Source organism: Anaerosalibacter sp. Marseille-P3206, from assembly GCF_900155565.1.
GTDB lineage: Bacteria > Bacillota > Clostridia > Tissierellales > Sporanaerobacteraceae > FUHM01.
Genome location: NZ_FUHM01000002.1, coordinates 585,170 through 610,832, shown reverse-complemented (window position 1 = coordinate 610,832; position 25,663 = coordinate 585,170). Strand labels below are relative to the sequence as shown.

The window sequence follows — 25,663 nt, the reverse complement described above, 5'->3', positions numbered from 1 at the left end:
TAAAAAAGAGGGGGAATTAATAATGGAAATTATGAATAAAATAGATAAATTAATGTCGAGGGTTAATGAAGAAGATAAAATAATAGTTGGTAATATAACAATATGTCTTGCTGAGTATGTAACCTTAGTAGCTAAGAAAGAAGCAAAAGCTCAAATATATTCAAGAAGAAACGAAGAAGCTGAAAGAGAAGCAGAAGAAAAATATCAAAAATGTGTAGAGGGTATAAAAACATTAAATAGCTTATCTGAAGAAGTTTTAGGAGAAAAGTTTTATGAAAAAGAATTTGAGAGAGATGAAATTGAAGAATTTTTACAGGAATTATTAAATGAAATTTTTAAAAATAGAAGAATTGCTAGAAAATAATAAGAGCCATTATTTATGGTTCTTTTATTTTTTTGTTTATTTATTGAAGTTGTTTAGATAACTTTAAGAATTTAGGTTTTGGTTTATTTATGAGAAAACTAAGGTGTTTTACTATACTCTTTTTTTATAAAAATAATGTTGTTAAATTTACAAAAACAAGACCAAATGGTATAATGTTCTTTATTAGAACAAAGCTAATTATTTAGTCCTAAAAGCCAGTTGATACTAACATTTAATATTTGGGATATAGCTATGAGCTCAATGTCAGTGATAATTCTTTTTTGTTGTTCTAGTTTAGAAATACTTGCTCTATCAATATATACAGCTAATGTTTCAAGTTTAATTGATAGTTCTTCTTGTGTCATATTATTTTTTAATCTAGCTTCTTTTATCCTAGGTCCTGCTATATTACGTAATTCTGAATCTATAATTAATTTCATTACCAATCACCTCTGTTCTTTATTGGAACAATTGTATTTTATCCAAGGAATTGCATTGTTATGTTCTAATAAAGAACAAAAAATAATTTTTATGTGATTAGCTTTATTTAAGTTCTTAGTTACTATTCATTCGGTTATAAACATATAAAAACCAGGGGGAAAAACTAATGAAAAGTGAAAGAATTATGCAAAAACAAAATAAAGATAGAAAAGATAGTTTGAAAGATTTAAAGAAAGTGATTGAAGAAAATAGGGATGAATTATATCAGAGTATTTTGGTAAATGACAACGAAGTAAACAGTGAGGGAATATTAGAAATAAGTCAGAGATTGGATGAAATTATAGTAGAGTATTTGAAGAAGAAAAAAACAGGTTTAAGAAGTAAGGGGAAAAAGCAGGGTTAAGCAATAAAAGCAGGTTCAAGGAATGAGAGTGAATAGAAGGGTGCAAAAGGCATATAATTCTTACTCCTAAAGCTTTAATCCTTATTCCTGCCTCTCCAAGTTCGCCCAGCGAGACATCCTCATTTTACCTTTTAAGCCTTATGCATTATGTCCCTTACTCCTGTTTTTTCTGTTTTTCCCCCTTGAACCTGCTTATGTTCCTTAATCCTTACCCCTTATTTTCCTTGTTCCTGCCCCTGCCCCTGCCCCTGTCCTCACTTTTATGATATAATAATATAGTAAATACTAACAGAGGAGGAATATTATGCGCAAGTACATAAAAACCTTAATCCTATTTTCCTTAATCCTTGTAGGGCTTAGCTTAAATCTTACAAGTTATGCAGATGAATTAGAGCCCTACAACCTGTCTATAGACGGCAAAGTAGTTAATTTTACTGACGAGTTAGGACATCCATATCTTACGAAGACTAGTAGAACCATGATTCCAGTTAGAATTATATCTGAAAATATGGGATATGATGTAAAATGGGATGGTGGGAACCAAAAGGTTTTTGTAAGCAATGAAAAAACTAAAATTGAACTACAAATTGGTAAGAATACTGCTATTGTAAATGGCAAGATGGTACCAATTGATGTTCAAGATGGAAAGCCTGTTGATACTAAGGCAATGCTAGTTCCTGCAAAAGGTAGTCATAGAACATATGTACCACTTAGATTTGTATCTGAAGCAATGGGTGCAGATGTAAAATATGAAAGAAAAAATGGAGTAAATTGTATTGAAATCAATACAGGAAAGAAGCCAGAAAAGCCAACAAATGCAACAACTGTTACAACAAAACAAGCAGAATTGACTAAAGTTGGCGAAGGATACAATCAACATATAGTTGACTTAGCTAAAAAATACAACTATAGTACTATGAATTTAGGTGAAGGACATTATTTTGATTATAAAAAGAATCAGAAGAATGGATTTATTGAACCGGTGATACAATTAGATGCAGAAAGTAATAATGGGTTATGGTTTACTTTTAGTGTTATGAATGAAGAAGAATATAAGGGAAAAAATTATGAAATTAAATTTGAATGTGTAAGTAATCCTGAATATACCAAGGGAACAAAATGGAAGAGTATGAATGGATATTTCCCTACTGCTGGCTTGCCAATGAAATATGGTGCTAAACGTGGAGATGTAGTAAAATATGAAATCTCCATAAGAAACGGCAATACTACTAAGGTATATCCATTTACGATAAAACTTGGTGGAATGCATGAAGTGGAGTAGCAGGTTCAAGGGATAAAGACAGGGATAAGAAACAGGTTCAAGGAATAGGAGCTAGGGTTAAGGATATTTAGCCTTAGCTCCTATTAAAGTTTATTTATTGGATAAATAATTGAGAAAATAAAAATGGTATAATTTTAATAGAAGTAGCAAAAAAAGGGGGTAATTAAAATAGACTTGTCGAATAAAATAAAAAAATATTTAAGTAATGATATGTGGTATCATGCAACAACTTTAGATAATTGGAATAGTATTTGTAATAGGGGAATTTTAGCTGATTATAACAAAGACACATCAGATGCTTTAGATTTTGGATATGGCTTTTATTTATCTCCAACTAAAGAAAGAGCTGAAAAATATATATCAGATTTGTTAAAGGTAGGAGTTTTAATAGATTCAGAACCAATTATTTTAGGTTTTGAATTTTGTCCATTAGTATATTTACAGAACGAAAATTATAATTTTAAAATATTAAATGCATATGATAATGAATTTGCATCTTTTGTATTCGAAAACAGGACTAAAAATGTTAGAGGACAAAATCAACATAATTTTGATATTATTTTTGGAGTGATGAGTGATAGTATTCCCATAAAAATAATAACTGAATACAAAATGGGTATAATATCTAAAGAAGAAGCAATTGAAAAACTAAAGAAACAAACAAGTATGAAACAATTATCTTTGCATAGTCAAGAATTATGTGATATATTAAAGTTAAAAGAAGTATATGTATTAGATATAAAAACAAATGAAAGAAAGGAGTTGAATTTAAATGATTACTACAATAGATAAATCTTTTTTAGACTTTGCTGAAAAAGAAATTAAAAATCAAATGTTAACATTCTTAAAAAGACCAATGGAAGAAATTGAAGTAGAAAGATTGGCTAAAGAAGTGGTAAAAAAGATTGATTGGGATAATTCAGCTCTTATGCATAAAGGATTGTCATGGATAGCAAAAAAATATTTAGAGCAAATGGAAATGCAGAGTTAAAAACGGAAAAAAGGGTCAAGGTTCAAGTTTTAGACTTGGACTTTGGCTCTTTTTTTAATACAGAGATAATGCAGGTACAAGGGTTAGGGGTTGAAAAACAAGAGATATTTAAGAATATATCTTATGAGGTAGAATTTCCATTTGAAAAATTTTTTATATCAGAAATATTGGCATGGAATATGGAAAATATTCAGGCTTCAGATATTTTAATTAAAATAGAAGGAAATAAAGTTAAAATGTTTACAGTTGAAAATTGCTTTGGAAAATATAAAACTAATCAGTTTCCCAAAACATATTTACCAAAGGCTCAATCCTTTGAGATAAATTGAGAAAAAAGAACTATGAAGTATGGCTTAAATCATGAAGATGTTTTTAATAAGGATAGAGGGTTACATTACCAAATAGGATATATACATATTAATAAGAGATATAGACATGAATTCATTCTTCAATGGAATAGAATTAAGATAGTCTTAAAAGACGGGAATAAGGGTTAAAAGGAGGTTTAAGATATAAGGGACAAAGATTAAAGACAAGGGGTAACTTTTACTCTTATTCTTATTCTCTTAACACTTTATTTAAACTATGATGAATAATTTAATTTTCATAATTAAACTCCATTATGTATATTATAAGATATAAAACATAAAGGAGTTGAGAATTTTTGAATTTTAAAAAAGACCTATATAAAACAATTGAATTGTATAATGACTTAGTAAATATCTCTTCTGAAGAAAGCATGCTTAAAGAGAAATCATGCAATATATTTATTGCAGAATCTACAACTGAATTTAATAAAATTATAAATATGCATATTGAAAAGAATAGGGGATACTATAAAGTGAATCCTTTTAATAATAAAGAATATACTTTCAATCCACTTATATTGGATTTGGACACAATTATGGATACTCTTAGATTATACGAATTTGATTTTTCAGAAAAACATGAAAAGGATTATTACTATCAGTTAATTTTTTTGAAGAATGTAATAGTTTTTTTATTAGAAGGATTCCCAAATAAGGAGTTTAACCTATATGACCTATATAAGTTCCCTTCCAATATAAATGGATGTGTCACAGAAATGCTTAAAAGTATTGAGATTTCAAACAATCCAATATTGGCAGACATATCTAGTTTCTTTTATGATTTTTTTTATGAAGAAAACAATGATTATGCTAATATAGTTCAATTAAGATATATCCTTAAATCGCTATCAGACTCTACTAATAGTTCTAATATTAAAAACTATCTGGATATAGCATCTGTTTCAAGGGGAGATAAATCTTTAATTATAAATGTGGATGAAAGAGAATACGGAGATGAAGGGTTTTTGTTGGCAAAAATCATTGTTGAAATGTGTGTTAAAAGCAGGGGAAAGGGTCAAATAGCCCCCACCTATTAAAGATGGAGGCCATATATTATACTATTCTTTGTTAGGAACTTTACATTCTTGTGGAATTGAATCTGACCAAGGTAGAAGATTATCTAACTCTTCTAGATTATCTAAATCTATATTAGGCAGTTTTTCAAATAGATATGTTAAATAGTAAAATGGATTTAAATTATTTGCTTTTGCCGTCTCTATTATACTGTAAACTATGGCAGAGGCCTGAGCACCTTTAGGGGACTTTGAAAATAGAAAATTCTTTCTTCCTATTACAAATGGCTTAATTGCCCGTTCTGCTCTGTTGTTGCTTATTTCACATCTTCCATCTAGCATAAATGATTCTAGTTTATCCCACTGGTTTAAACAATAGCTGATGGCTTTTCCAAGACTACTTTTGGGCAAGGTTTGCTTCTCTTTTTCTTTTAGCCATGACAAAAAGTCCTCAAGAACTGGTCGACTTTTCTTTAGTCTCTGTTTGTAACGTTCTTCAGGGGATAAGTTTTCTTTTTTGAATTCTTTTTCAAGTTTAAATAGTTTGTTACAAAATTCAATGCCTTCTTCGGCATTAGTTCTCGCCAGAGTTGAATCATTAGGCAATGCTTTCAGTGCATCGGTAAATCCTCTTCTTGCATGAGCAAAGCACCCAACTAGAGTTATATTTTCTACAGCATTATATCCTGGATATCCATCAGTTTGAAGAAATCCACTGAATCCTTTTAGGAATTCTTTTGGATGCTTTTTAGCTCTTGAAGGTTGATACTCATACAAGAAAATTTGAGGAAAATATACTCCTGTAGCATAGAGCCACATGTATGATTTACTTGTAGGTTTTTTGCCTACTTCATCTAAAACCTGCATACTGGTTTCATCTGCATGGATTATTGATTCTTTTAGAAGAAGATCATGCATCCTATCGTAAAGAACCTTTAAATGATTATTAGCTCCATAGATAATCCAGTTAGCTAAATTTTGACGAGATAAATCTATTCCAAAATTTTTAAATTGCTGTTCTTGCCTGTATAATGGAACTGCCTCAGAGTATTTACGATCCATCACATATGCCATTAAAGAAGGTGATACAAAACTACCCTTTAAAACAGGGTTTGGCATTTTAGCTTTTACAATTGGTGTAAATGTATTATTTTTCTCACATTGTCTGCAAGCATAAACATAGCATATATGTTCCACTATTTTAACTTCTGCTGGAATTACCTTTAATTCACGCCTAACTTCTTTACTCATTTTATGAAGGAGACTACCACATTCAGGACAAGTTTTTTCTTCTTCGTCTAAATCGTATTCTATTACTTCCACTGGTAGATCTTCGAAAGGTTTTTTATTTAATCCTTTATTTTTACTACGTTTGTATGTAATTTCTTCAATGGTGGGTTCTTCTTTTTCAGGTCTAGATTCTTTTTCAGCTTCATTGAAGATAGATAATTGGTCTGGATTAATTTTTTCACTTGATGAGCCAAAACGTTTTTGTTGACTCAAACGAAATTGTTCTTCATACCAATTTAATTTAGCAGTTAATTCTTCAATTTGTTGAGTTAAAAGTATATTTTGATTTTGAAGTTCTTTAAAAGCTTCTTCTATATTAAATTCATCGTTTTCAATTTTGTTGGATGTTTTCTCTAATGTTTTCATGTATTAATCATACTATCATGGGTGTAAAAAGAAAAGCAAAAAAAGTCTTAAAATATCCACTTATCAATATTCTTTAAGACTTTTCCAAATTTGATTTTTGAAGCAATCTATATAATTATTCTTTCATTAACTTCTTTGAGTACATCTTTTTGTTCTATTGATAAACCATCTAAAAGCCATCTAAATTCTCTATGCTAATTAAAATAGTTTTAGAATTTGAATCATTCGGCCATTTGAAGGTACCTTTTTCTAATCTTTTGTAGTAGAGCCAAAACCCATTGATGTCCCATTCTAATATTTTAATTTTATCTTTCTTTCTATTACAGAAAACGAATAGACTCCTAGAAAAAGGATTCAACTTAAAACTTTCCTGCACAAGAACAGCTAATCCATCAATAGACTTTCTAAGATCTGTTGCTCCTAATGCTAAGTAAACCTGATCTATGCGACTTTGGTTTAACATTGTGAAAGTATCCTCACAACATCTTTAAAAGTATCTGAATCAAATCCTTTGGCTACTTCAATAGTTGCTTTACCTACGGTAACTTTTAATGATGGATAAATTTCTTTTTCAACTACTGATTTTTCAAGAACAACTGATGCCCACTGTGTTCCTTTAGATATTTGTTCCTTTTCTTTGTTAAATTGAGTAATCTTATATCTAAGTGTATGGACAGAAACATTGTTTTCTTCAGCCCATTTAATAGCTGTTAAACCACTGGCTCTATAATCTTCGATTCTTTCAGTCCAAAGTTTTCTTTCTTCTTCAGTCATTTGAGATAACCTCCCTTATTGATGATGTTTAAAGGTATTATCTCATAGAAAGTATTTCTTTAAAATGTGGGGTGGATTTGACGCTTACGTTTGAAAACGAGAAAGCCTTGAATACAACTTGCTTTTTATCATCAACAAGTGAAGCAACACGAGTGTTTTTTACCAATATCAATACCTAAATAATACATTTGACACCTCTAACAACTTAAATACATTATATAAGGAGAAGAAATAACAGAAAACAGAAGATACTATTGGTTAAAGCTAAAAGAAAATTTTTTACTGTCAAGGGCGAGGGATAGCTCGTGCATTTTACCATTGACAGGGAAAAGGGGCGGATTAAATATTAATTGCTTTTTTACTAATCCCCTTAACTTTTGATGGTAATATCCGATATAATTAATAACAGGTCATGCTAAACTATACATAAAAATTTATTTTAAAAAGGAGGGATTTTCTTATGAAAAGAATTGGTTTGTTAAAGAAAGTGCTTGTTAATTTATTTGTGTTTGCATTGCTATTTACAAATGCAATTGTGGTACATGCGGAAATCAATCCAGAACATGCTATTATTGGTAACAATAGTCCAAGTACTGCTTATAACATTGGTCATTGGAAATACAAAAATATCAAAACTTGTGCTATTGATAAAGATCAAACAGAAGCTTGGTTTAAATTTAACATGAGTTCAGATGAACAAATTTATGTTACTTGCTCTCGTAGTAATGATTACGATGGCATGAATTTTGTCTTATATGATGCAAATACTATGGACGAAGTAATGCGTGTGAGCCAAATTGCTAATCCGTCAAATTTTATTAAGTTTTTGGCAGTAAGAGCCGATGGTTCTAGAGCTACCTCTTATTTCTTAAAAGTAGAGAGAGGAAATTATATAGGAGATATGTTCTTTTCTCTAAATTTTGCTGATAGGATGAAAAGCACAACAAAAACCTTTGATTTTCGAGGAACAGCACGAAATAATGGCAACTCTAGTATGTCTTTATCTGGAGTTGATTCCAGTGTTATTACAGTCGACTTATCCAGAGAATCGAGTATTCCAGATGGTGCTATTGTAAAAAGCGTAGAAACGAGTAGCCGTATGTCTCCAAGTCAGGGAAATGTAAGACATATGCTTATGCCTCAAACTGAATCTACTTGGTATGAATCTAGGGTTTCTAGTGCTACAAGCGGTTATTATTACATCGACTTATCTGATGAAATACCAGTAAAACAAAGGTGGTCTTTCAAATATAATGCTAAAGCAACAGCAAGATCAACTATGAGTAATGTGAAATTAAGAGTAAACTATCTTTATGACATAACTTCTGGCTGGAACTTTAGATAGGAGGATTGAGGATACAATGAATATTGCAAGGATTACTGTGACTAATTCTGGCAGTTCTCCCTATAAATTGGAAGGACGAACAGCTAAAAATTTATATAAGGGTCCGTCAGGAGAATTAAAAGACAAAATTGATAAAATGTATGCAGAAATCAATCGTCAGAATAAGTCTTTTGCGGATCCCAAAGAACATATACGAAGAAAGTATTTTGATAAAACCTACGCCCACTATCGGGTTTTAGATGGTAAATATCTTTCAGCAGATCGTATGAATGCTTATCAAAATGAGATGAATGTTTTGGATGGAGGTAACCCTATTTTCTATTCTGTGGAGGACTATAAATATTATGGCAATGAAGTTCCTCGAATTCATGGCGAAATAGAGAGTTATAGGAGTCGAATACATGATCGCCTAAACATGGATTTTCAAGTGTCTAAACTTTTTAAGGAAAACGGTATTTATATTCCGAATGATGTTCCTTTGATTTTTCGAAGTGACTTATATACTCAAAGGATCTCCGTTTTAGGAAATATAGATGATGTGTTAAAACAAGATATTGAGAATATTTTAAACCAAGATCAGAATTCATTTGTTTTATCCTTGCACATGGTTCAGTCTTCTTCAGGGATAAGCCTGTCTCAACAATATGATCCTGAAAAGAGTCGACTTTGGAATTTAGCGGATAAAATTTTCAAATATACAGGTCTTGATATGAGAGATTTGGAAGCAAGAGACGGCAGTTTCTTTACAAAAGATGGCGAAGATATTTTAGTTAAAATCTCTGAAGGTGTCAAAGAAGCAACTAAAGGCAATACCAAGAAAGAACAGAGGGACGCACTCGGTCTATTAGGCTTGGATATTAAATATTTTTCAAAAAAAGGAATTCTGAAAGAAAATGACTTCATAGATATCGGGTTTCAAAATGGTCATCTAGTGGATATGCACCAAAAATACAAATATGGGGTAGGACAAAATGACTGGATACATGATATGGCAAGAGAAAAAGGTGTAGACGATTATGAACTCTCTAAGGATGGGATTAAACTCATTGACAAGGGAAAGTCTTTTTTTGTGGATTCTAAAAAAGTCCATGCGTATCAAAATACCTATCAACAAAATGAGAATTTGCCGCAAAAATTTGATGTAAAAAAAGCTCTCGATGACTTTTTTAGCAAAAACCTGTTTGATATCCCTATTGGAACAAATCTTAATATTCTTTACGAAAAAATTCCAAATCAACTTTTTGTGTACGGCATTCAAAATAGTGTTATCTCTGAAATGGTCAATACATCCATCAATAAGGATAAAGGATTGCTGAATTTGTTTTCTCAGTTGTCAACGATGAATTTTTCAGTAAAAATATAAGTTATCATAAAAAACAATATAAAGCCTTGAGCCGAACTTTAAGAGCAAGGACAAGGAAATCTGTTAAAGACGATATAAAAGACTAAAAACGCCTTTTCACCGTCTCGAAATAGAAATGTATGTGGGCAGTAGTAGAGAAAAAAGCTATTGCCTTTTTTTATTTCAAAAACAGGAGGAAAAAGAATGTCAACAGAAAACAGAAGATATTATTGGTTAAAGCTAAAAGAAAATTTTTTCACGGACAAGAGGATAAAAAGGCTAAGGAAAATATATTATGACGGAGTAGAAACGGATTTTTTAAAAGAAATTGCTTTAACGATTGATGAAACAGAAGACGATGTAATGGTTACAGCAAATTATCTTGTAGCACAAAGTTTGATGGAAGTTATCGTAGAAAATGACGAGTGTTTTTTAACAGAAATAACAAGTGTTATAGGTTCTGAAACGGCTTCTACAAGACGTTCAAAAAATCAAGGTAGATTAAAAATAATCAAAAAGCATTGCAATGCAACACCACTGCAAGAAAACTGTAACGGAGAGATAGAGATAGATATAGAGTTACTTACTTGAAAATTGATTATAATAACAACACAGTTATAGAAAGCACTATAACTGATTGTTACGAAGCAGATTATTCCACCCCACAAATATCAAATTAAATTAGCCTAAAATTAGGATGAAAAGTACATAAAAAAGCAAATTAAACAATCTGACCGCTAGATTTTAATGAAATAAGTCAAATTATTGCACCTTGAAAATAAAAGAAAGGGGACTTTGTCCCCTTAAACCCCTAGGATTTTTCGCCTTTAAGGTTACCGTTCTACAAAACCTACTCAAATATATCAAAATATATTTATACAAATAGATTTTGCTCAAGAAGTATCACCTTCTCGATTTAATTCATCCATATATTAGATTTCTCTAACGTATGGCCAGTAAATAGAATTTTACTTTTTTTAAAATTCCATTTAGCTGTATATGTTGAGTTGTATAAATCCCAATCAACATAGTCCGAACCAGACAATAATTTATCTTTTTTAGCTATATTAACACTACTGTTTATATCTCTTGATAATTTAGTTTTACATTTTTGACATGTAAATTCTCTTATCTGTGGATCTTTTTTTTCTTTATTTCCACATATACAACAATTTTTAGTTGTATCTTTTTCGTCTACTTTTGAATAGTGTTTACCGCTTCTTTCCATTACCCATTTTAGTATGTTTCTAAATTCTCCTATTATTTCTTGATTTAACATGCTTCTATGCATATTATCATAAGTTGCAGTATTAAGACTAGGAGTATAGTCTCCTATTGCTACATAGTCATAGTTTTTTGCTATCCAATTAGCAATGCTATAACAACTTGACTTTATTTGTTCTCGTCTCTTGTGGTAAGCATTGTCTAATGCATTGTTTAGCTTTGTCCATCTTTTGCTTGGTAGGTAATAGCTTCTCCCTGTTTCTGTTTCTATTAGTTTTGATTTTCTGCTGCATAAATCTCTCTTTGATTTTATTTCATCTATTACTTTGTCCCAATATTTTGTTTGTGGCAGTTTTTCAAATTCATAACTTACTCCAGTATTGTCTATGGCTACAAAGAAGTTTTTATGATTTTGGTCTATTGCTATCCATTTGTTTGTTTCTTTTTTGTCTATGTCTTTTCTTTCTATACAAAATATTGCATAGAATTTGTTGCCTTGTTGTTTGCATAATCTGAAGTTTTTTATTTTGTCTGTGTTTCTTAAATTTAAATTTTCTTTTAGTTTTCCTATTACTTTTATTCTTTTATTTTCTTTATTTATTCCTAAGGTTATTTGTAAATTTTTGTTTTCTATTAGTTTAAAGCCTTTGTTTGGTTCATCATAATATAGTGAAAACCAATGTTTTTTCCATGATTTGAATTTAGGATATCCTGTTTCATTGTTGAAAAATTTTTTGTATGTTTCTTTCAGTCTTATTGCTGTGTTTTTGAGTGGTGATGAATGTACTGTATTCAAAAAAATAAACTCTTGTTTTAGTATTGGAACTTGATTTCTTAAGTTCCTTCCTGTCAAGAGTTTTTTGTCATTATTATTTTCTTTATAATCTTTTATTGTCATTTCCAAAAGATAATTGTATAGCCAATTACATATTTTAGATTGTCCATCTAGAATTAATTCATCTTGTTTTGTAAAGATAACTTCTATTTTTCTATTGAATATCATTACATTCATTCACCGCCTTCGGCTATTTGAATAGTTCCTTGTTTTCTTGTTGAATTGTTTTTGCCTTATGACTTCTACTGCCATATAGTTTTGTTGAAAATACTGTTATTATTGATAGAACATCTTCTACTAGTTCTTCTTCATAAGTTTTATCTTCTGTATAATTTATTATTTCAATTTTAACACCATTAAAGTCACACATTTGTTCTATTATGTCGTATCCAAATCTTATTAATCTGTCTTTATAATTAATTACAATCCTGTCAATTTCTCTTTCGCATATTAATTTTATTAGTTCTTTTAACCCTTTTTTATTGTAATTTAAGCCACTTCCTATGTCTTTGATTATTTTAAATTGATATCCTCTTGCACTACAATAATCACTTACTGTTTTAATTTGCCTTTCTAAATCTTCTTTTTGATCTGATGAAGAAACTCTATCTTCCCTTCATCTTCCCATCTTCTTAGAGTTGATTTTGCAACTCCTAAATATTCACTTGCTTCTTTTATAGTAAGTTTTATGATAATCACCCCTTACTATAAAGTATAGTATAAATTTATTTAATATGCAATGTTTTTAAGTAATTTTAATTAGTTTTAAGTATACTGTTTTAAAACCCCTTAATGTGTAAAAAAAGGTGTGCCTTCTCCCCGAGGAAGGGGAGATTAAGGGTATAACCTCTTTAGGACGCTCGAGTTGCATCCCTGCAGAGCCCTATCCTTCCTAAAGAAGAAGGCACACCTTTAGAATTTACGCAACAATATTTAATTCATTTTGAGCCATAAAAACTACTTCACTATCAATAGATTTAAGTTTTTCATTAGCACCTGAAATAAGACACATTCTTACCAAAGAATTTAATGTTCTAATAGAACCGTTGGAACTTGAGTATAATAATTCATAGGCACTATCAGTAAATATTGGTTCATAGCATCCACAAGATTCAAGTCTAGATTTAATATATTCCTTAGTTTCATCTTTTGTAAGACCTTTAAGATAATAATTTACAACAATTCTTTGGCGTAAAGCTTCATGAGGTTGCCTGCTTATCTGTGTAATAAATGGAGTCTGCCCTGATAAAATTAATATAGCATAATCCTTAGAATCCATTTCAAAGTTAAATATAATTCTTAAATCATCAAGTACTGAATTTTTAAGAAACTGAGCCTCATCTACAATAATTACAGGAGTAATATTTTTGCTTTGATAATAAGTATAGATAGATTCTTGGATTTGTTTAAACATAATTACCTTTTTATGAGAAGGAATTATTCCAAGACCACTACATAATGCCCTGTAAAAATCCATAACCGTTAAGGTTGAAATAGGGATATATACAGGTTTAAAAAGATTAGGATTTAGAGAATTAACAAAGTATCTAAGAAGAAATGATTTACCAACACCAGGTTCACCAGTAATTAAACCAAAACCCTTAGTATTCTTTAAAAACTCTAGCCTGCTTAAAGCTTCATTAAAATCTTTAGATTTAAAATGTTCTTTGGTTTCGATAGATTTTAAAAATGGATCACTAGTTAATCCGTAAAATGATTTAAACATATTAATTCATGCTCCTTTCATTATCTTTTTCATTAGGGTTAAAAGAAGAGAAATCAACAGCTTTTGCATTATGTTCTCTTCTAATCTTAGAGTTATCAATCTTTTAAATAGGATATATAGTATCTAACAATAAATTATCATCAGAAAATATATATGCTTTACCCATATCAGTAGGATCATATCTAACATTAATAGATTCGCCTACATACTTTAAAGGAACCTCAAATAATATATTCTGTATAGAAATAGTTGCATCATTCTTAACCTTACGAGTAACTCTGTAGAGAAAAACGTAATCGAGCTCTTGCTTAGTAGGTATAAATTTAATTAAATCAATAGATTTCTAGGTTTACCCTTATCTGATCTTATCTTAGGATAAAGACCATCAATACCGAATTTTCTGTATAGGCGAAGCCATTCTTTAATGGTTGCAGGGGCATATTCCCTAACACCCTGCGAAGTATTATACTCCTTAAAATGAAAAAATTAATATAAATAGGGAAAAAGCCATAAGAAAAGCAACAATAATATAAAAATGGGCATAGCTATCCCTTGGAATAATGGTGTTAAATCTTAGAAAAGAAATACCTTGGCATAGATTTAAAGAATATATAATTAAAATCAAAAATATCTTTTGGAAAACGTTTAATTTTATCAAGAATAGAAGATACTTTAGGATTATCCATATCATAATAAAGGGAATCAAAATCAGCAAAAAATGAATTTGTAATAGATACATTCTCTTTCATACGTTTTTTAAAACAAAAGATAAATACAGACATTTAAAGATAAATTCAAGGGAGTACTGATAATATGGGATAAGAAAACTTGGTAAAATAGCATGAGTATTACCACAAGAAGGACACTTTACCCTAAGAATACTAATTCTTCTAATACAATGCTTAGTAATAACATTACGGGAATAGTATCCATGTCTATGGAGCATTCCTTCATAACCACAAAACTTACAACCATATATAGGGGAAATATAGATTTCTTTTTATAAATTCAAATATTCAGTTATATTTTTGAGAAAGTTGTTAATAATCATAGTATAATTTAATAAAAAAGAATTTGGATTTAGGAGAAGGGTCTATAGCTGAGGACTCTTTTCCTATTTCTTTTTTATTAGGATTATTGCCATGACTTTTATATTTTAAAACATCAGATTAAATAATTTGATTAGAAATTAGTCAGATTAATTAATTTGACTATGCTTTAAGAGATGAAATATTTTGATTTTTAAAGGAGTTTTTAGGCTGAGGTAATTTGCTTTATAACAATATATTTGATAGAGAGTCCATAGATATTGATAAATTAGTATATCTAGCATTGCATTACCGAGCCATTCCTATTTGGATTAAGAGAGACAGATTTGAAGAAGAGATGATTATGATTTCATATTTGATTGAAGCTTATGAAATGTTTTCATCTAAATGTGAAAAAGAAGGTATTAGTTCTTTTAATGAATATGATAGTAAGTATAAGATTCACTATAGAAGCAAGGAGTGGATTAAAAAACTTGAAGAATTAATTGATGAAAATGGTTTGGAGTATGAATACGAAGAATTTTTGAAAAAGATTAATAAAACAATATCTAAATTTTCTTAAACAAAGATGATAGGAGGAAAATTTGGTAGGGTGTGGCACTAGTGGCGAAGGGACGTTTTGTTTGTCACCAATTAAAATAATGAGAAATAGGGGTGATATTATGCCAAGAGGGACAAGGGAGAAAAGTGATTTTGTTGTATATGACAAATCATGTACATCTTATTAGTGCATTAACAATTATTCCATCTTTTATTTAACAAGTTTTGCATGAATAGCAAATCTGGCATTTGAAAACTCATAGGTGCAAGTAGATAATGTTAAAATGATGTCGTCACTAGTAATATTTACACCTGTATCGTAAAGAGATTTATTTTTAAGTTCTTTTAAAAAGCTACTGTATTCTTCTTTGTTATCAAAATTTGTTTTTATATAGTTAAAATTTGTATCAGTTATATATACGGAAAAAATCTCCCATTGTGTAGACTCATTTAATGTGTTTAATTCAATAATGGGATGAGCTATAAGAAATTCTTTTTTCTTGTAATTAGTTAAAGCTTTAAACATAGACCCATCTTTCATATTATGTCCATAAATAATTTTATTAAGGTCTTGGTTGTTTCCTTCATTACGATAATCCATAAAAATTGATCCTGAAACAGAACTTTCTTTTTTTATATTATGATTTAAGTAATATTCATTATCTTGACCTTTTACAACTGGATAATCTATAGTTGTATCAGAGATTTTAATCCAAGCAATCACATCTGAATTAATTGCTAGTAATTCTTCGAAATATGATATGTTTTCTTCCTTAGATTCATTGTTTTCGCTACTTTTATTATTTTTAACAGGTTCCATTTTCCTTCTGTTAACTACATATAATTCCTGCAATTGGCTATTTAATTTATTATTGTAATAAAGATTTAGTACATAGGAACCAATTTGATAAATGCAGCAGGCTATTACTGCTAAAAGAAATAGAAGCTGAATTTTTACATGTAGATATTTTTTTTGCTCTATTTTATATTTCATTATTTATTATAACCCCTTTAAAATTAAATAAAAAACAGGGAAGACTTATTTTAAGCCTTTCTCATATTTTTATTTAACATAATCAAAATTACTATAGGTGCTCCAAAAATTGATGTTATTGTACCTATAGCAAGTTCAGTAGGAGAAAAAGCAGTACGTGCAATTAAATCACAAAAAGTACAAAAAACTCCACCACATAAAAAGGTTGCAGGTATTATAATGATTGGTTTAGCTGTATTCATAATAAATTTTGTAAGATGTGGTACAGCTATTCCGACAAAAGATATAGGTCCTGCAAATGCTGTTACAGTAGCAGATAAAAGACTAGAAAATATTATGAGAAGAAAACGAAAAAGCTTAATATTTATTCCCATACTTTTGGCATAGCCTTCACCAAGTTGATATGCACCCATTGGCTTTGAAAGCATAAATATAGCAATCAATGAAGGAAATACAATCATTGATATAGCTTTAATATCTGTCCAGTTTGCACCTGAGAAGCTTCCCATTGACCATACTGTTAGATTTGCAATATCACTTTCCATAGCAAATGTAATTAAAAAGTCTGTTACTGCTGAGCAGATATAACTAATCATAATACCAACTACTAAGAGCATGGACATATTATTTACTTTTCCTGCAGCAATCATAACAAAACCCATAGACATCATAGAGCCAGCAAAGGCAGCAATAATTAAAACATAAGAAGGTACGCTACTAACGTGTTTTAATACTGCTATTATTACAAAACTCACAAACATTTTTGCTCCAGAAGATATACCAAGAACAAAAGGTCCCGCAATTGGGTTTCTAAAAAAAGTTTGCAATAGAAAACCAGATACAGAGAGAGCCCCTCCTAGTATTGCTGCTGTGAATATTCTTGGCAATCTTATTTTCCAAATGATATCACTAGCGATTGTACCTGCATGTTCTTTTAACAAAATAATTTCAAATATTTCTTTAGTGGATATATTCACCGTACCTGTGTTTATACTTAATATAATTGATAAAACAAATGCGGACATTAATAAAATAAAAGCAATTTGATAGCGTATTATTTTACTTAAATTGTAATTTTTCATAAATATATTTTCCTTTTCTATTATTTTTGTAAAAAATTAAATACATACAAAAAAGTATTTATAAAAAAACCTTTCAATAAAAGTAAAAAACAATTTAAAAACTTGGGGATATAAATGAAATTTCTAATAATTAAGACGTAGTAATTGTAGCATTGATTAAAACCTATGTCAAACTTTAATCATATTAAAACTTGTATAGAGTTTAATTAACTAATAGAAATTATGAAATTAAAACAAATTGACTTTGATTTTATTCTATGATACTATACATAGTGTAAAAATTAAATATAATATTTACGAGTTCCTTTTATTAGGATAATAGGGAAGATGGGTGTAATTCCCACACGGACCCGCCACTGTAAATGTCGAGTTACTTTTTATTAAATGCCACTGGATATTATCTGGGAAGGTGAAAAAGTAATGTTAAAGCATAAGTCAGGAGACCTGCTTGCTAAATAAAACTTTTCAAAGCTATGGGGATATGGCTTTTGATTTAGGATGGTACTATACTATTGATTCTGTAAATTCGGACAGCTTTTACTATTTTTGTAAAAAGCTGTTTTTTATTGTAAAAAAATATTCTGAAGAAGAGGTAGAAGAATATGTTTTTTGAAACTAAGGATTTAGCCGTAGGCTATAATCGTAAAGTACTTATAGATAATATTAATATGAAAATAAAGAAGGGGCAGGTAACTACTCTAATTGGCCCTAATGGATCAGGTAAATCAACAATATTAAAGACAATAACGAAGCATTTAGAAAATGTTGCAGGGACTGTATACATTAACAAAAATGATATTAGGTCCTTATCTGACAAGGATATTGCTAAGAGTCTTTCAGTGGTTCTTACAGAACGTATTTCCACTGAATACATGACTTGTGAAGATATTGTTGGGCTAGGTCGCTATCCTTATACAAACAATTTCGGTACTTTAACTAAGGAGGATCGTGATATTATAGAAGATTGTTTAGAAAAAGTTGAAGCAATTGATCTAAAGAATCGAGAATTTATGACTTTAAGTGATGGGCAGAAACAGCGTATTTTATTAGCTAGAGCCCTTTGCCAGCAACCAGAAATAATTGTATTAGATGAACCAACCTCTTTTTTGGATATTCATCACAAAATTAAACTTCTAAATATTCTTAGAAAAATGGCAAAGGAAAAAAATATTTCTGTAATTATGTCCTTACATGAAATTGACTTAGCACCGAAAGTTTCTGACATGATTATGTGTGTAAAAGGAAGCACTATAAAGTACTACGGAACACCAGAAGAGGTTTTTAAAGATAAGATAATTGAAGAACTTTATAATCTTGAAAGTAATCGTTATAATATGTTTTTTGGAAGTATAGAACTACCTAAAGTAGCAGGAGTACCTGAGATTTTTGTTGTTGCTGGTAATGGATGTGGAATCCCTTATTACAGAGAACTTCAAAAAAATGGATTAGCTTTTCGTACAGGTATACTCTATGAAAATGATATAGATTATCAGGTTGCACGAGCTTTAGGAAGTGAGGTTTTTGTTGCAAAGCCATTCCAGCCAATAGAAAAGTTCCTGTATGAAAAGGCTTACGAAGGGTTGAAAAAGTCTAAATATCTTATCGATGCTGGTACAGAAATAGGAGAACATAATAAATTAAATAAACAGCTCATTGATGAAGCGAAAAATTTAAATATTAAGATAGTACATAATTTTCAAGAGTTTTTTACCATAGAAGCTTAAAGAGAGATTATAATCTAAAATGCAATAAATTATCTATTGTATTTTAGAAATATAATAATATTATTTCTATAAGGGGGAAAAGATAATGAAAAAATTTTCAAAGAGTAAATTGGTTATGTTAGTAATGATGTTAGTTTTAAGTTGTGCTATGTCATCTGTGGTATTTGCTGATGAATTAGTTGCAGATGGAACTTATTCAATTGAAGTCACATCTAGTTCTAAAATGTTTAAGGTTGTTGATGCTAAACTTAATGTATTAGATGGAAATATGTCTGCAGTTATTACACTTAGCGGTACAGGTTATTCAAAGTTGTATATGGGAACAGAAGAAGAAGCAGCTAGTTCAAGTGAAATGGATGCAATAAACTATGTAGTTGATGAAAACAATATGTACACTTATACTATTCCCGTTTCAGCATTAGATACAGAAATAAATGTTGCAGCTTTTTCAATTAAGAAACAAACATGGTATGGTCGAACTTTAACATTTAACTCAAGTACACTTGTGGCAATTGAAGAAGAACAAATAGAAGATATAAAAGAAGAACAAATAGAAAAAACAGAAGAAACACAAGAACAACAAGCTGAACAACAAAATGTTAACGAAGAAATAGTAGTGTCATCAACACAAGAAGAGCCTATACCTAAAACAGGGGATAATAACAGATTAGTTATTTCAACTGTAGTGTTAATTGCATGTGTAGGTATTATTGCTAAAAACAAAAAATTAACAGAGAAGCTTAATAGTAATTAAAATAATAGAAAATTTAGTTCATGGCATTGGAGAGGTTAAGGATATGAAAATAACTAAACAGATTTTATTGATGACTTTTACGATGATGATTATATTAACTAGTACCTTTAATTCTTATGCATCCGAAATACCTTTAGATGGAAACTATAAAGTTGAGCTAACATTTACTGGAGGTACAGGTAGAGTAACTGCAATTTCGCCTACAGACTTAACTGTTTCAAATGGAAAAATGACAGCCACGATTACATTAACAAGTTCAAATTACACATATATGATTGTTGATGGAAATTACTATTATAATACTGCAGCTGCAGGTGAAAATTCAACATTTTTAATTCCTATATCAGCACTTGATTCAGAAATAAAGATTACGGCTTGTACCGAAGCTATGAGTTCTCCTAAGGAAATAGATTATAAAATTAAGCTTTCATCTGAAGGAACCATTAACAATAAAGATAAAGGAACAAGCAACAATACAGAAAAAAATGCAAATCAAAACACAAATGAAAAAAAAGTAGACAAGGCAAATGATAATAAAAACAACACTTCCAATGATTTAAATGACGATAATACAAACGAAATTTCTAAAGATAGCGAAAGTGAAAAATCAAATGGTACAAGTAATATTACTGATAATGGTAATAAAGCTGAAGAAAAAAACACTGAAAATATTACAGTTGAAGATGCTGAAAAGGAAACACTAGAGAATAATGCAGATGAAGTAATTGATGCTTCTATTAAAGTTCAGGAACCTTCATCTAAAAGTATTCTAGATTCCAATAAAGTTATTATAATTTTTATAGTTATTTTAGCTGTTGCGGTTGTTGGAATTATGTTCAAAAAGAGAAAACAATAAATATATAATTAAGAAGGAGTATGTAATGAAGAAGCAACAACTTATATCAATAGTGCTGATATTAACAATGACATTATTAATGCTGGTGGGCTGTTCATCTAAAGTAAGTACTGATAAAAATATTGATAGAGAATTACCTGTAGTTGGGAATTTAAAATTTGATCATAGTATGGATATTAAATATGCTGAAAATTTTAGTGTTGATTATTTTGAAGGTGGATATGCATTAATTTCTATTAGTAATAATACTAGATTTTTAGTGGTCCCAGAAAATATGGAAGTTCCTGAGGGAATCGAAGAAGATATTGCTGTTATACAACAACCAGTTTCCAACATATACTTAGTAGCAACAGCTGCCATGACATTTTTTGATGAATTAGATTCACTTAATACTATTAGACTATCAGGAACAAAGGCTGAAGGATGGGCTAATGAGAACGTAGTTAAGGAAATGGAAGCGGGAAACATACTATTTTCAGGTAAATATAGTGAACCTGATTATGAGCTTATTATGGCGGAGGATTGCAAATTATCAATTCAATCAAGTATGATTACCCACGCTCCTGAAATAAAAGAAAAACTTGAAGAATTGGGTTTAACTGTTTTAGTTGAACAGTCAAGTTATGAACCTCATCCTCTAGGACGTACAGAATGGATAAAAGTATATTCAGTACTCTTAGATAAAGAAGAACTTGGAGAAGAAATATTTAACAAACAGGCAAAGATACTTGATGAACTAAAGGATATTGAGAATACGGGAAAAACGGTTGCATTTTTCTATGTAGGTTCATCAGGTAGCATATCAGCTAGAAATTCACATGACTATGTTCCTAAGATGATTGAGATGGCAGGTGGAAAGTACATTTTTGAAAATTTAGGAGACCCTAGTAAAGCAACTTCTACTACTAAAATGGGTATGGAAGAATTCTATAGTACTGCAAAGGATGCAGATTATATTATATACAATAGTACTATTACTGGAGGAATGAATTCTTTAAAAGAACTCTTGGATAAAAATGAATTATTTTCTAACTTTAAAGCTGTAAAAGAAGGTAATGTATGGTGTACAGGTCAGAATTTTTACCAAAACTCGAGTGAATTTGGAACAATTATAAAAGAAATCAGAACAATACTTACAGAAGATGATGAAAAGTTTTCCGATTTGAAACACTTTTATAGATTAGAGTAATTTGCTAACATTAAACCCAATACTTGAAATTTTGAACTGAGCCTAATTTAGTAGCTATTGTTTTAAATGCTATTATTTTAGGCTTTTTCTCATTAATGGAACTAATCCTTTTCATTAGAAATTAAGTCTCCAGATAAAATTTCTTTTATGCATCTGCTAACTGCTTTTGTGTCATATTCTTTTCTTTTCGAAGTTTATAAATTAGATTGCCTATTTTTCTTATTTTATAATATAATAAAAAGTATCTCAATATGATTTTACTATGAGTAATATAGAAAAAATAAAGTAGGTGAAGATATGGCTTTTACTTTAGCTCATCCAGCAGCGGTAATTAATTTTACAAAAAAACACAAATCATATATAAATAATGCTGCTATGATTCTTGGAACTATGGCACCAGATTTTGAATATTTTATACATTTTAAACCTATGAGTGTGATTGGTCATAGTATAAAAGGGTTTTTATTAATAAATTTACCTTTGGTTATTTTATTATATTTAATTTTTTATAAAGTTATAAAAAATGACTTTATTTCAAACTTGCCTAGGAGAATAAATCAACATCTAAATGTATTATATAATGATAAAATAAAATTAAATAGTTTTAAGGAGTTTATTATTTTTTCATATTCATCTTTTATAGGGATGGCAACACATGTAGTATGGGATAGTTTTACCCACAAAAACGGATTTTTTGTAAACAAAATAGATGTATTATCTAATACTATATTAAATATACCAATATACAAGTATTTACAACATGGTTCTACTATATTAGGTTTCATGATTATAATTGGATATATACTAAAGTTAGAAAAAATTGAAGTCTACAATTACGATATAGATGAAAAAATAAAATATTGGCTACAGGTAATATTAATAAGTATCTTTATATTTCTTATGATTTTTATAATAAAGGGAAATTTTTCTATTGGTGAGATGGTAATAGCTATTATGAATAGTGGATTTTTGTCTGTATTGTTAATTTCCTTAATTAGAATTAATCTAAAAAAGATAGAAAGTAATCATTATTAATTATGGGAGGTATAGACGTGAACGATAATAAATTATTTACAGTAAAAACTTCTATGGGAAAAGAAGACTATCATAAGTTTTTATATATAGCTACATTCTTAAGGAGCAAGATGATAATCCCTTTTATACTCTTGATAGCTGCCTTGATGGCTGCTTTTCTTGCTTATAGTGACAATCAATTTAGTGTAACAAAATTTATTGCCTTGTGGATTTTGTTAGCTATGGTAGCAATTCTTACTATAATTTTTAAGATTGAGAGGAGAAATAAGCAGCGAATTAAAACTGACAAAACAGGAGTATTTAATTCACAAGAAACATTAGATTTCTATGAGGATTATTTAATTATTAAGAGCACAGTATTTGAAGGGGAATCTAAGATTAAGTATAGCCAGTTCTATCAAGTATTAGAGTCAAAAGATTATTTCATTACTTATTTTAATATGAATCAGGCTTCTTTAATTAGAAAAAAAGACATGGATAAGGAAACCATTGAAATGTTGAGATCTTTATATGAAAATACAATGGGGAAAAAGTATAAAAGGATATAATTTATAAATTTAAAGAAAACCTATCACCTAGCTAATAGGAAGATATGGGCGTTTTAGTTTGGATACAAATCAAATAGGGTGGCAAACAAAACGTCCCTATGCCACACATATGCCACATAGGATAACTTTTCCGTTCATGTTAAAGTAATTTATCTTCTTGGGTATTTTTCCACTTACTTTACAGCTTATTTAAGTCTTATAGACGATTAAAAACACACTAGACTCATCCACCTCTTGCACCTGATAGGGGTATCCCGACTCTTCGCCAATTTTTTCAAATCCTCGGGCGAATGGATCGTCGCCTTAAAGCACCCATGGCAGACAATCCGTTTTGCAGGCACAAAATAACATCAAAGGGTTTAGAGAATTTTATCTGGTGAACATCCATTTCAACTATACTTGCGTTGAGATAGTCTTTGAGATACTCTTTGCCTAACTCACCATTGATGACAAGGACATTAAAGATATATCTACCAAATGTTTTTTGAAAAAATATCTATTGTTTTTCAAGATGTGATTTTATTTAATAATTCTGTCTTAGAAAATATAAGGGTTGGTAAAAAAAGATGCAACAGATGAAGATGTGAAAGAGGCTGCACGCCTTGGTAATTGTAAAGAATTTATAGAAAAACTTGAAAAGGGTTACAACACCTTTATTTGGGAAAACGGAGCAGAACTTTCAGGTGGAGAAAGACAAAACTGTAATCATCATATCTCACAGATTAAAATCTATTGAAACTGTTGCATTCCGGACAGTATGTCACTCAAGAAGAATTATTTGAGCATGTTTGGGATAGTGAAGCGGACAGTTTCAGCAATGCTGTTCGTGTTCATATGTCAGCCCTGCGGAAAAAGCTAAAAGAGAGCACAGGTAGAAATATGATTACTAATGTAATTGGAAAGGGGTATTTGATTAGTGAAGAGTAAAAAAACATTTCCTTTTCAAAAGTCAATCGTGTTCAAGCTTTTAATATCTGTAATACTGATTTTTATTGCCATGACAATACTCTCAAACTTTGCTATCAGCAAACGACAAGAGACGTTAATGAATGAAATGGGAGAGGAATTAGAAAATGTGCTTGTGGACTCACAAGAAAATGACATTTTGCTTCTGATTGTGGATAATGCTCAGCTCAAGTCAACCACTGAATTTCAAATGTATTCTTTTTCTGTGATGATTGCAACTATCCTGCTTGGCTTGTTGGCATTTTTCCTTATTATCATGCATGTAATTAAGCCTTTGAAGGTTCTGACAGAAAAAGTTTCTCTAATTGATATTGATAATGTGGAGAGCCTGCGTAATGAAATCGTAATGTCTAAAGGCGGATATGAATTGGAGGAGCTTTCCAAGAGCTTTGACGCAGCACTGAATAAGATCTATGAAAGCTACGAAAAGCAAAAACAATTCAGCGCAAATGTTGCTCATGAACTTCGTACTCCGTTAGCAGTACTCCGTACAAAAATTGATGTTTTCAAGAAAAAGCAGAGCCTGAAGGATACAGAAATTGAAGACTTTATTTCCACCATGGAAAACAATGTGACCCGACTATCAGAGTTGGTAGAGGGTATTTTGTTTTTGAGCAGAGATGCCCAGCCCCAATATTCACAGGTAAATGTACGATCACTTTTAGAGGAAATACTGCTTGATGTAGAAGATAAGGCAAAAGAAAAAGAAATTAGTATGACAATTAAAGGTGAAGATGTTGAAGTTTTGACAGATGATATGCTTCTGGAAAGGACATTGCTAAATTTGATAGATAACGCTATCAAGTATAATGTGGAGGGTGGCTCTGTTGAGGTATCGTTATCTGAATCCGAATCGGAAGTAGTAATTCAAGTTGCTGATACTGGGATTGGGATTTCAGATGAAAAAAAGAAGCATATTTTTGATTTGTTTTATCGCATTGAGGAATCAAGAAGCAGAGTTACAGGAGGCTATGGTATCGGGCTAGCTTTGGTGCAAAATATAATTTCAAGATTGGGTGGAAGCATTTCGGTATCAGACAATATCCCTCAAGGAAGCATATTTCAAGTTGCATTCAAGAAATAAAAATCGAATTTCAAGATAGCTTGCCTTTATTGGCAAGTTTTTTTATAGAAAAATCTTTCTTAACACAAACTTTATACC

34 protein-coding genes, 2 pseudogenes and 1 riboswitch are annotated in these 25,663 nt (G+C 30.0%); of the genes and pseudogenes, 22 read left to right on the top strand and 14 right to left on the bottom strand.

Translation table 11 applies throughout. The features are described from left to right. The first annotated feature begins 22 nt into the window (after window positions 1–22). On the top strand, window positions 23–364 hold the full coding sequence (locus BQ9840_RS04320; RefSeq protein ID WP_077368426.1) for a hypothetical protein: 342 nt from the start codon (window positions 23–25) through the stop codon (window positions 362–364). A gap of 194 nt (window positions 365–558) precedes the next feature. Here BQ9840_RS04320 and BQ9840_RS04315 read toward each other — a convergent pair whose 3' ends face one another. Further along, on the bottom strand, window positions 559–804 hold the full coding sequence (locus tag BQ9840_RS04315) for a helix-turn-helix domain-containing protein (RefSeq protein WP_077368424.1): 246 nt from the start codon (window positions 802–804) through the stop codon (window positions 559–561). Between the two features lie 167 nt (window positions 805–971). Between BQ9840_RS04315 and BQ9840_RS04310 the strand changes: the two genes are divergently transcribed. The 6 genes from BQ9840_RS04310 (at window position 972) to BQ9840_RS04285 (ending at window position 4,886) form a co-directional block, all read left to right on the top strand. Beyond that, window positions 972–1,208 carry an aspartyl-phosphate phosphatase Spo0E family protein gene (locus BQ9840_RS04310; protein ID WP_077368422.1) on the top strand — a complete coding sequence of 79 codons (237 nt, stop codon included), beginning with the start codon at window positions 972–974 and terminating at the stop codon, window positions 1,206–1,208. A gap of 304 nt (window positions 1,209–1,512) precedes the next feature. Then, the gene (locus BQ9840_RS04305; RefSeq protein WP_077368420.1) at window positions 1,513–2,490 is read left to right on the top strand and encodes a copper amine oxidase N-terminal domain-containing protein; all 978 of its coding nucleotides are present in this window, start codon (window positions 1,513–1,515) and stop codon (window positions 2,488–2,490) included. 174 nt (window positions 2,491–2,664) lie between these two features. Continuing rightward, entirely contained in the window at window positions 2,665–3,282 is a 618-nt protein-coding gene (locus BQ9840_RS04300; RefSeq protein WP_077368418.1) for a DUF3990 domain-containing protein, read from the top strand. Continuing rightward, a complete protein-coding gene (locus BQ9840_RS04295) occupies window positions 3,263–3,481 on the top strand; it encodes a hypothetical protein (RefSeq protein WP_077368416.1) in 219 nt (72 codons plus the stop codon). Before BQ9840_RS04300 ends, BQ9840_RS04295 begins: the two co-directional genes overlap by 20 nt. Next, window positions 3,436–3,810 (top strand): hypothetical protein, encoded by a 375-nt coding sequence (locus BQ9840_RS04290; RefSeq protein WP_077368414.1) that lies wholly within the window; start codon window positions 3,436–3,438, stop codon window positions 3,808–3,810. The genes BQ9840_RS04295 and BQ9840_RS04290 overlap by 46 nt, the downstream gene beginning before the upstream one ends. Window positions 3,811–4,145: 335 nt before the next feature. Then, window positions 4,146–4,886: a hypothetical protein gene (locus tag BQ9840_RS04285; protein ID WP_077368412.1), complete on the top strand. Its 741-nt coding sequence runs from the start codon at window positions 4,146–4,148 to the stop codon at window positions 4,884–4,886. Between the two features lie 21 nt (window positions 4,887–4,907). Here the strand turns inward: BQ9840_RS04285 and BQ9840_RS04280 are convergent, their stop codons facing one another. The 3 genes from BQ9840_RS04280 to BQ9840_RS04270 all read right to left on the bottom strand — a co-directional run bounded on the left by BQ9840_RS04280 (window position 4,908) and on the right by BQ9840_RS04270 (window position 7,292). Continuing rightward, window positions 4,908–6,518: an IS66 family transposase gene (locus tag BQ9840_RS04280; RefSeq protein ID WP_077368410.1), complete on the bottom strand. Its 1,611-nt coding sequence runs from the start codon at window positions 6,516–6,518 to the stop codon at window positions 4,908–4,910. Between the two features lie 169 nt (window positions 6,519–6,687). Further along, a complete protein-coding gene (gene tnpB, locus BQ9840_RS04275; protein ID WP_077368408.1) occupies window positions 6,688–6,981 on the bottom strand; it encodes an IS66 family insertion sequence element accessory protein TnpB in 294 nt (97 codons plus the stop codon). Then, entirely contained in the window at window positions 6,975–7,292 is a 318-nt protein-coding gene (locus BQ9840_RS04270) for an IS66 family insertion sequence element accessory protein TnpA (RefSeq protein ID WP_077368406.1), read from the bottom strand. Before BQ9840_RS04270 ends, tnpB begins: the two co-directional genes overlap by 7 nt. A 460-nt stretch (window positions 7,293–7,752) precedes the next feature. Here BQ9840_RS04270 and BQ9840_RS04265 point away from each other — a divergent pair, with 460 nt between their 5' ends. From BQ9840_RS04265 to BQ9840_RS04255, 3 genes and pseudogenes are all read left to right on the top strand, one after another. Further along, window positions 7,753–8,637: a hypothetical protein gene (locus BQ9840_RS04265; RefSeq protein ID WP_077368404.1), complete on the top strand. Its 885-nt coding sequence runs from the start codon at window positions 7,753–7,755 to the stop codon at window positions 8,635–8,637. Window positions 8,638–8,653: 16 nt separating this feature from the next. After that, window positions 8,654–10,000 (top strand): DUF4885 family protein, encoded by a 1,347-nt coding sequence (locus BQ9840_RS04260; protein ID WP_077368402.1) that lies wholly within the window; start codon window positions 8,654–8,656, stop codon window positions 9,998–10,000. A gap of 183 nt (window positions 10,001–10,183) precedes the next feature. Next, window positions 10,184–10,561, top strand: a pseudogene (locus tag BQ9840_RS04255) (replisome organizer); the annotation flags it as partial. Between the two features lie 334 nt (window positions 10,562–10,895). Here BQ9840_RS04255 and BQ9840_RS04250 read toward each other — a convergent pair. The 8 genes from BQ9840_RS04250 to BQ9840_RS13045 all read right to left on the bottom strand — a co-directional run bounded on the left by BQ9840_RS04250 (window position 10,896) and on the right by BQ9840_RS13045 (window position 14,743). Continuing rightward, complete coding sequence (locus BQ9840_RS04250) at window positions 10,896–12,215, bottom strand: RNA-guided endonuclease InsQ/TnpB family protein (RefSeq protein WP_200804872.1); 1,320 nt, start codon at window positions 12,213–12,215, stop codon at window positions 10,896–10,898. A 13-nt stretch (window positions 12,216–12,228) separates the two neighbouring features. Further along, the gene (locus BQ9840_RS04245; RefSeq protein WP_369800219.1) at window positions 12,229–12,603 is read right to left on the bottom strand and encodes an IS607 family transposase; all 375 of its coding nucleotides are present in this window, start codon (window positions 12,601–12,603) and stop codon (window positions 12,229–12,231) included. Between the two features lie 8 nt (window positions 12,604–12,611). Next, entirely contained in the window at window positions 12,612–12,737 is a 126-nt protein-coding gene (locus BQ9840_RS13060) for an excisionase family DNA-binding protein (protein ID WP_369800170.1), read from the bottom strand. Between the two features lie 220 nt (window positions 12,738–12,957). Next, window positions 12,958–13,764 (bottom strand): ExeA family protein, encoded by an 807-nt coding sequence (locus BQ9840_RS04240; protein ID WP_077368399.1) that lies wholly within the window; start codon window positions 13,762–13,764, stop codon window positions 12,958–12,960. Window positions 13,765–13,867: 103 nt separating this feature from the next. Further along, window positions 13,868–14,083 carry a Mu transposase C-terminal domain-containing protein gene (locus tag BQ9840_RS13055; protein WP_369800218.1) on the bottom strand — a complete coding sequence of 72 codons (216 nt, stop codon included), beginning with the start codon at window positions 14,081–14,083 and terminating at the stop codon, window positions 13,868–13,870. Window positions 14,084–14,091: 8 nt separating this feature from the next. Next, entirely contained in the window at window positions 14,092–14,190 is a 99-nt protein-coding gene (locus BQ9840_RS13050) for a hypothetical protein (protein ID WP_077370095.1), read from the bottom strand. 140 nt (window positions 14,191–14,330) lie between these two features. Next, window positions 14,331–14,513, bottom strand: coding sequence for a hypothetical protein (locus BQ9840_RS12495; RefSeq protein ID WP_159436076.1), 183 nt, complete (start codon window positions 14,511–14,513; stop codon window positions 14,331–14,333). Further along, window positions 14,510–14,743 (bottom strand): DUF6431 domain-containing protein, encoded by a 234-nt coding sequence (locus tag BQ9840_RS13045; protein ID WP_369800217.1) that lies wholly within the window; start codon window positions 14,741–14,743, stop codon window positions 14,510–14,512. Before BQ9840_RS13045 ends, BQ9840_RS12495 begins: the two co-directional genes overlap by 4 nt. A gap of 290 nt (window positions 14,744–15,033) precedes the next feature. On the opposite strand from BQ9840_RS13045, the gene BQ9840_RS04225 reads away from it, so the two are divergent. Both BQ9840_RS04225 and BQ9840_RS12490 read left to right on the top strand, forming a co-directional pair. After that, complete coding sequence (locus tag BQ9840_RS04225) at window positions 15,034–15,375, top strand: hypothetical protein (RefSeq protein WP_077368397.1); 342 nt, start codon at window positions 15,034–15,036, stop codon at window positions 15,373–15,375. Between the two features lie 22 nt (window positions 15,376–15,397). Continuing rightward, window positions 15,398–15,541 (top strand): hypothetical protein, encoded by a 144-nt coding sequence (locus BQ9840_RS12490; protein WP_159436075.1) that lies wholly within the window; start codon window positions 15,398–15,400, stop codon window positions 15,539–15,541. A 23-nt stretch (window positions 15,542–15,564) separates the two neighbouring features. Here the strand turns inward: BQ9840_RS12490 and srtB are convergent, their stop codons facing one another. Together srtB and BQ9840_RS04215 are read right to left on the bottom strand one after the other, a co-directional pair. Beyond that, window positions 15,565–16,347 carry a class B sortase gene (srtB, locus tag BQ9840_RS04220; RefSeq protein ID WP_077368395.1) on the bottom strand — a complete coding sequence of 261 codons (783 nt, stop codon included), beginning with the start codon at window positions 16,345–16,347 and terminating at the stop codon, window positions 15,565–15,567. Window positions 16,348–16,397: 50 nt separating this feature from the next. Continuing rightward, window positions 16,398–17,429, bottom strand: coding sequence for a FecCD family ABC transporter permease (locus tag BQ9840_RS04215; protein ID WP_077368393.1), 1,032 nt, complete (start codon window positions 17,427–17,429; stop codon window positions 16,398–16,400). A gap of 281 nt (window positions 17,430–17,710) precedes the next feature. Continuing rightward, window positions 17,711–17,896, top strand: a riboswitch (cobalamin riboswitch). Here BQ9840_RS04215 and BQ9840_RS12485 point away from each other — a divergent pair. The 10 genes and pseudogenes from BQ9840_RS12485 to BQ9840_RS04170 all read left to right on the top strand — a co-directional run bounded on the left by BQ9840_RS12485 (window position 17,878) and on the right by BQ9840_RS04170 (window position 25,585). Beyond that, window positions 17,878–18,042 carry a hypothetical protein gene (locus tag BQ9840_RS12485; protein ID WP_159436074.1) on the top strand — a complete coding sequence of 55 codons (165 nt, stop codon included), beginning with the start codon at window positions 17,878–17,880 and terminating at the stop codon, window positions 18,040–18,042. Its footprint overlaps the riboswitch before it by 19 nt. Next, window positions 18,032–19,153: an ABC transporter ATP-binding protein gene (locus tag BQ9840_RS04210; protein WP_077368391.1), complete on the top strand. Its 1,122-nt coding sequence runs from the start codon at window positions 18,032–18,034 to the stop codon at window positions 19,151–19,153. Before BQ9840_RS12485 ends, BQ9840_RS04210 begins: the two co-directional genes overlap by 11 nt. Before the next feature lie 85 nt (window positions 19,154–19,238). Next, on the top strand, window positions 19,239–19,907 hold the full coding sequence (locus BQ9840_RS04205; RefSeq protein ID WP_077368389.1) for a hypothetical protein: 669 nt from the start codon (window positions 19,239–19,241) through the stop codon (window positions 19,905–19,907). A gap of 43 nt (window positions 19,908–19,950) precedes the next feature. Further along, entirely contained in the window at window positions 19,951–20,763 is an 813-nt protein-coding gene (locus BQ9840_RS04200; RefSeq protein ID WP_077368387.1) for a hypothetical protein, read from the top strand. Between the two features lie 25 nt (window positions 20,764–20,788). After that, entirely contained in the window at window positions 20,789–21,952 is a 1,164-nt protein-coding gene (locus BQ9840_RS04195) for an ABC transporter substrate-binding protein (protein WP_077368385.1), read from the top strand. A gap of 297 nt (window positions 21,953–22,249) precedes the next feature. Then, window positions 22,250–22,987 (top strand): DUF4184 family protein, encoded by a 738-nt coding sequence (locus BQ9840_RS04190; RefSeq protein ID WP_077368383.1) that lies wholly within the window; start codon window positions 22,250–22,252, stop codon window positions 22,985–22,987. Between the two features lie 17 nt (window positions 22,988–23,004). Continuing rightward, entirely contained in the window at window positions 23,005–23,535 is a 531-nt protein-coding gene (locus tag BQ9840_RS04185; RefSeq protein ID WP_077368382.1) for a YcxB family protein, read from the top strand. A gap of 436 nt (window positions 23,536–23,971) precedes the next feature. Further along, window positions 23,972–24,232: pseudogene (locus BQ9840_RS04180) on the top strand (ABC transporter ATP-binding protein); the annotation flags it as partial. A gap of 35 nt (window positions 24,233–24,267) precedes the next feature. After that, window positions 24,268–24,462, top strand: a complete 195-nt coding sequence (locus BQ9840_RS04175; protein WP_077368380.1) for a winged helix-turn-helix domain-containing protein — start codon at window positions 24,268–24,270, stop codon at window positions 24,460–24,462. Further along, window positions 24,452–25,585 (top strand): sensor histidine kinase, encoded by a 1,134-nt coding sequence (locus BQ9840_RS04170; protein ID WP_077368378.1) that lies wholly within the window; start codon window positions 24,452–24,454, stop codon window positions 25,583–25,585. Before BQ9840_RS04175 ends, BQ9840_RS04170 begins: the two co-directional genes overlap by 11 nt. Window positions 25,586–25,663 lie beyond the last annotated feature (78 nt).

Coding starts and splice junctions, on each gene's coding strand:
- BQ9840_RS04320 (WP_077368426.1), top strand. CDS start 23: ATGGAAATTATGAATAAAATAGATAAATTAATGTCGAGGGTTAATGAA.
- BQ9840_RS04315 (WP_077368424.1), bottom strand. CDS start 804: ATGAAATTAATTATAGATTCAGAATTACGTAATATAGCAGGACCTAGG.
- BQ9840_RS04310 (WP_077368422.1), top strand. CDS start 972: ATGAAAAGTGAAAGAATTATGCAAAAACAAAATAAAGATAGAAAAGAT.
- BQ9840_RS04305 (WP_077368420.1), top strand. CDS start 1,513: ATGCGCAAGTACATAAAAACCTTAATCCTATTTTCCTTAATCCTTGTA.
- BQ9840_RS04295 (WP_077368416.1), top strand. CDS start 3,263: ATGATTACTACAATAGATAAATCTTTTTTAGACTTTGCTGAAAAAGAA.
- BQ9840_RS04290 (WP_077368414.1), top strand. CDS start 3,436: ATGGATAGCAAAAAAATATTTAGAGCAAATGGAAATGCAGAGTTAAAA.
- BQ9840_RS04280 (WP_077368410.1), bottom strand. CDS start 6,518: ATGAAAACATTAGAGAAAACATCCAACAAAATTGAAAACGATGAATTT.
- tnpB (WP_077368408.1), bottom strand. CDS start 6,981: ATGTTAAACCAAAGTCGCATAGATCAGGTTTACTTAGCATTAGGAGCA.
- BQ9840_RS04270 (WP_077368406.1), bottom strand. CDS start 7,292: ATGACTGAAGAAGAAAGAAAACTTTGGACTGAAAGAATCGAAGATTAT.
- BQ9840_RS04265 (WP_077368404.1), top strand. CDS start 7,753: ATGAAAAGAATTGGTTTGTTAAAGAAAGTGCTTGTTAATTTATTTGTG.
- BQ9840_RS04260 (WP_077368402.1), top strand. CDS start 8,654: ATGAATATTGCAAGGATTACTGTGACTAATTCTGGCAGTTCTCCCTAT.
- BQ9840_RS04250 (WP_200804872.1), bottom strand. CDS start 12,215: ATGAATGTAATGATATTCAATAGAAAAATAGAAGTTATCTTTACAAAA.
- BQ9840_RS04240 (WP_077368399.1), bottom strand. CDS start 13,764: ATGTTTAAATCATTTTACGGATTAACTAGTGATCCATTTTTAAAATCT.
- BQ9840_RS12495 (WP_159436076.1), bottom strand. CDS start 14,513: ATGAAAGAGAATGTATCTATTACAAATTCATTTTTTGCTGATTTTGAT.
- srtB (WP_077368395.1), bottom strand. CDS start 16,347: ATGAAATATAAAATAGAGCAAAAAAAATATCTACATGTAAAAATTCAG.
- BQ9840_RS04215 (WP_077368393.1), bottom strand. CDS start 17,429: ATGAAAAATTACAATTTAAGTAAAATAATACGCTATCAAATTGCTTTT.
- BQ9840_RS04210 (WP_077368391.1), top strand. CDS start 18,032: ATGTTTTTTGAAACTAAGGATTTAGCCGTAGGCTATAATCGTAAAGTA.
- BQ9840_RS04205 (WP_077368389.1), top strand. CDS start 19,239: ATGAAAAAATTTTCAAAGAGTAAATTGGTTATGTTAGTAATGATGTTA.
- BQ9840_RS04200 (WP_077368387.1), top strand. CDS start 19,951: ATGAAAATAACTAAACAGATTTTATTGATGACTTTTACGATGATGATT.
- BQ9840_RS04195 (WP_077368385.1), top strand. CDS start 20,789: ATGAAGAAGCAACAACTTATATCAATAGTGCTGATATTAACAATGACA.
- BQ9840_RS04190 (WP_077368383.1), top strand. CDS start 22,250: ATGGCTTTTACTTTAGCTCATCCAGCAGCGGTAATTAATTTTACAAAA.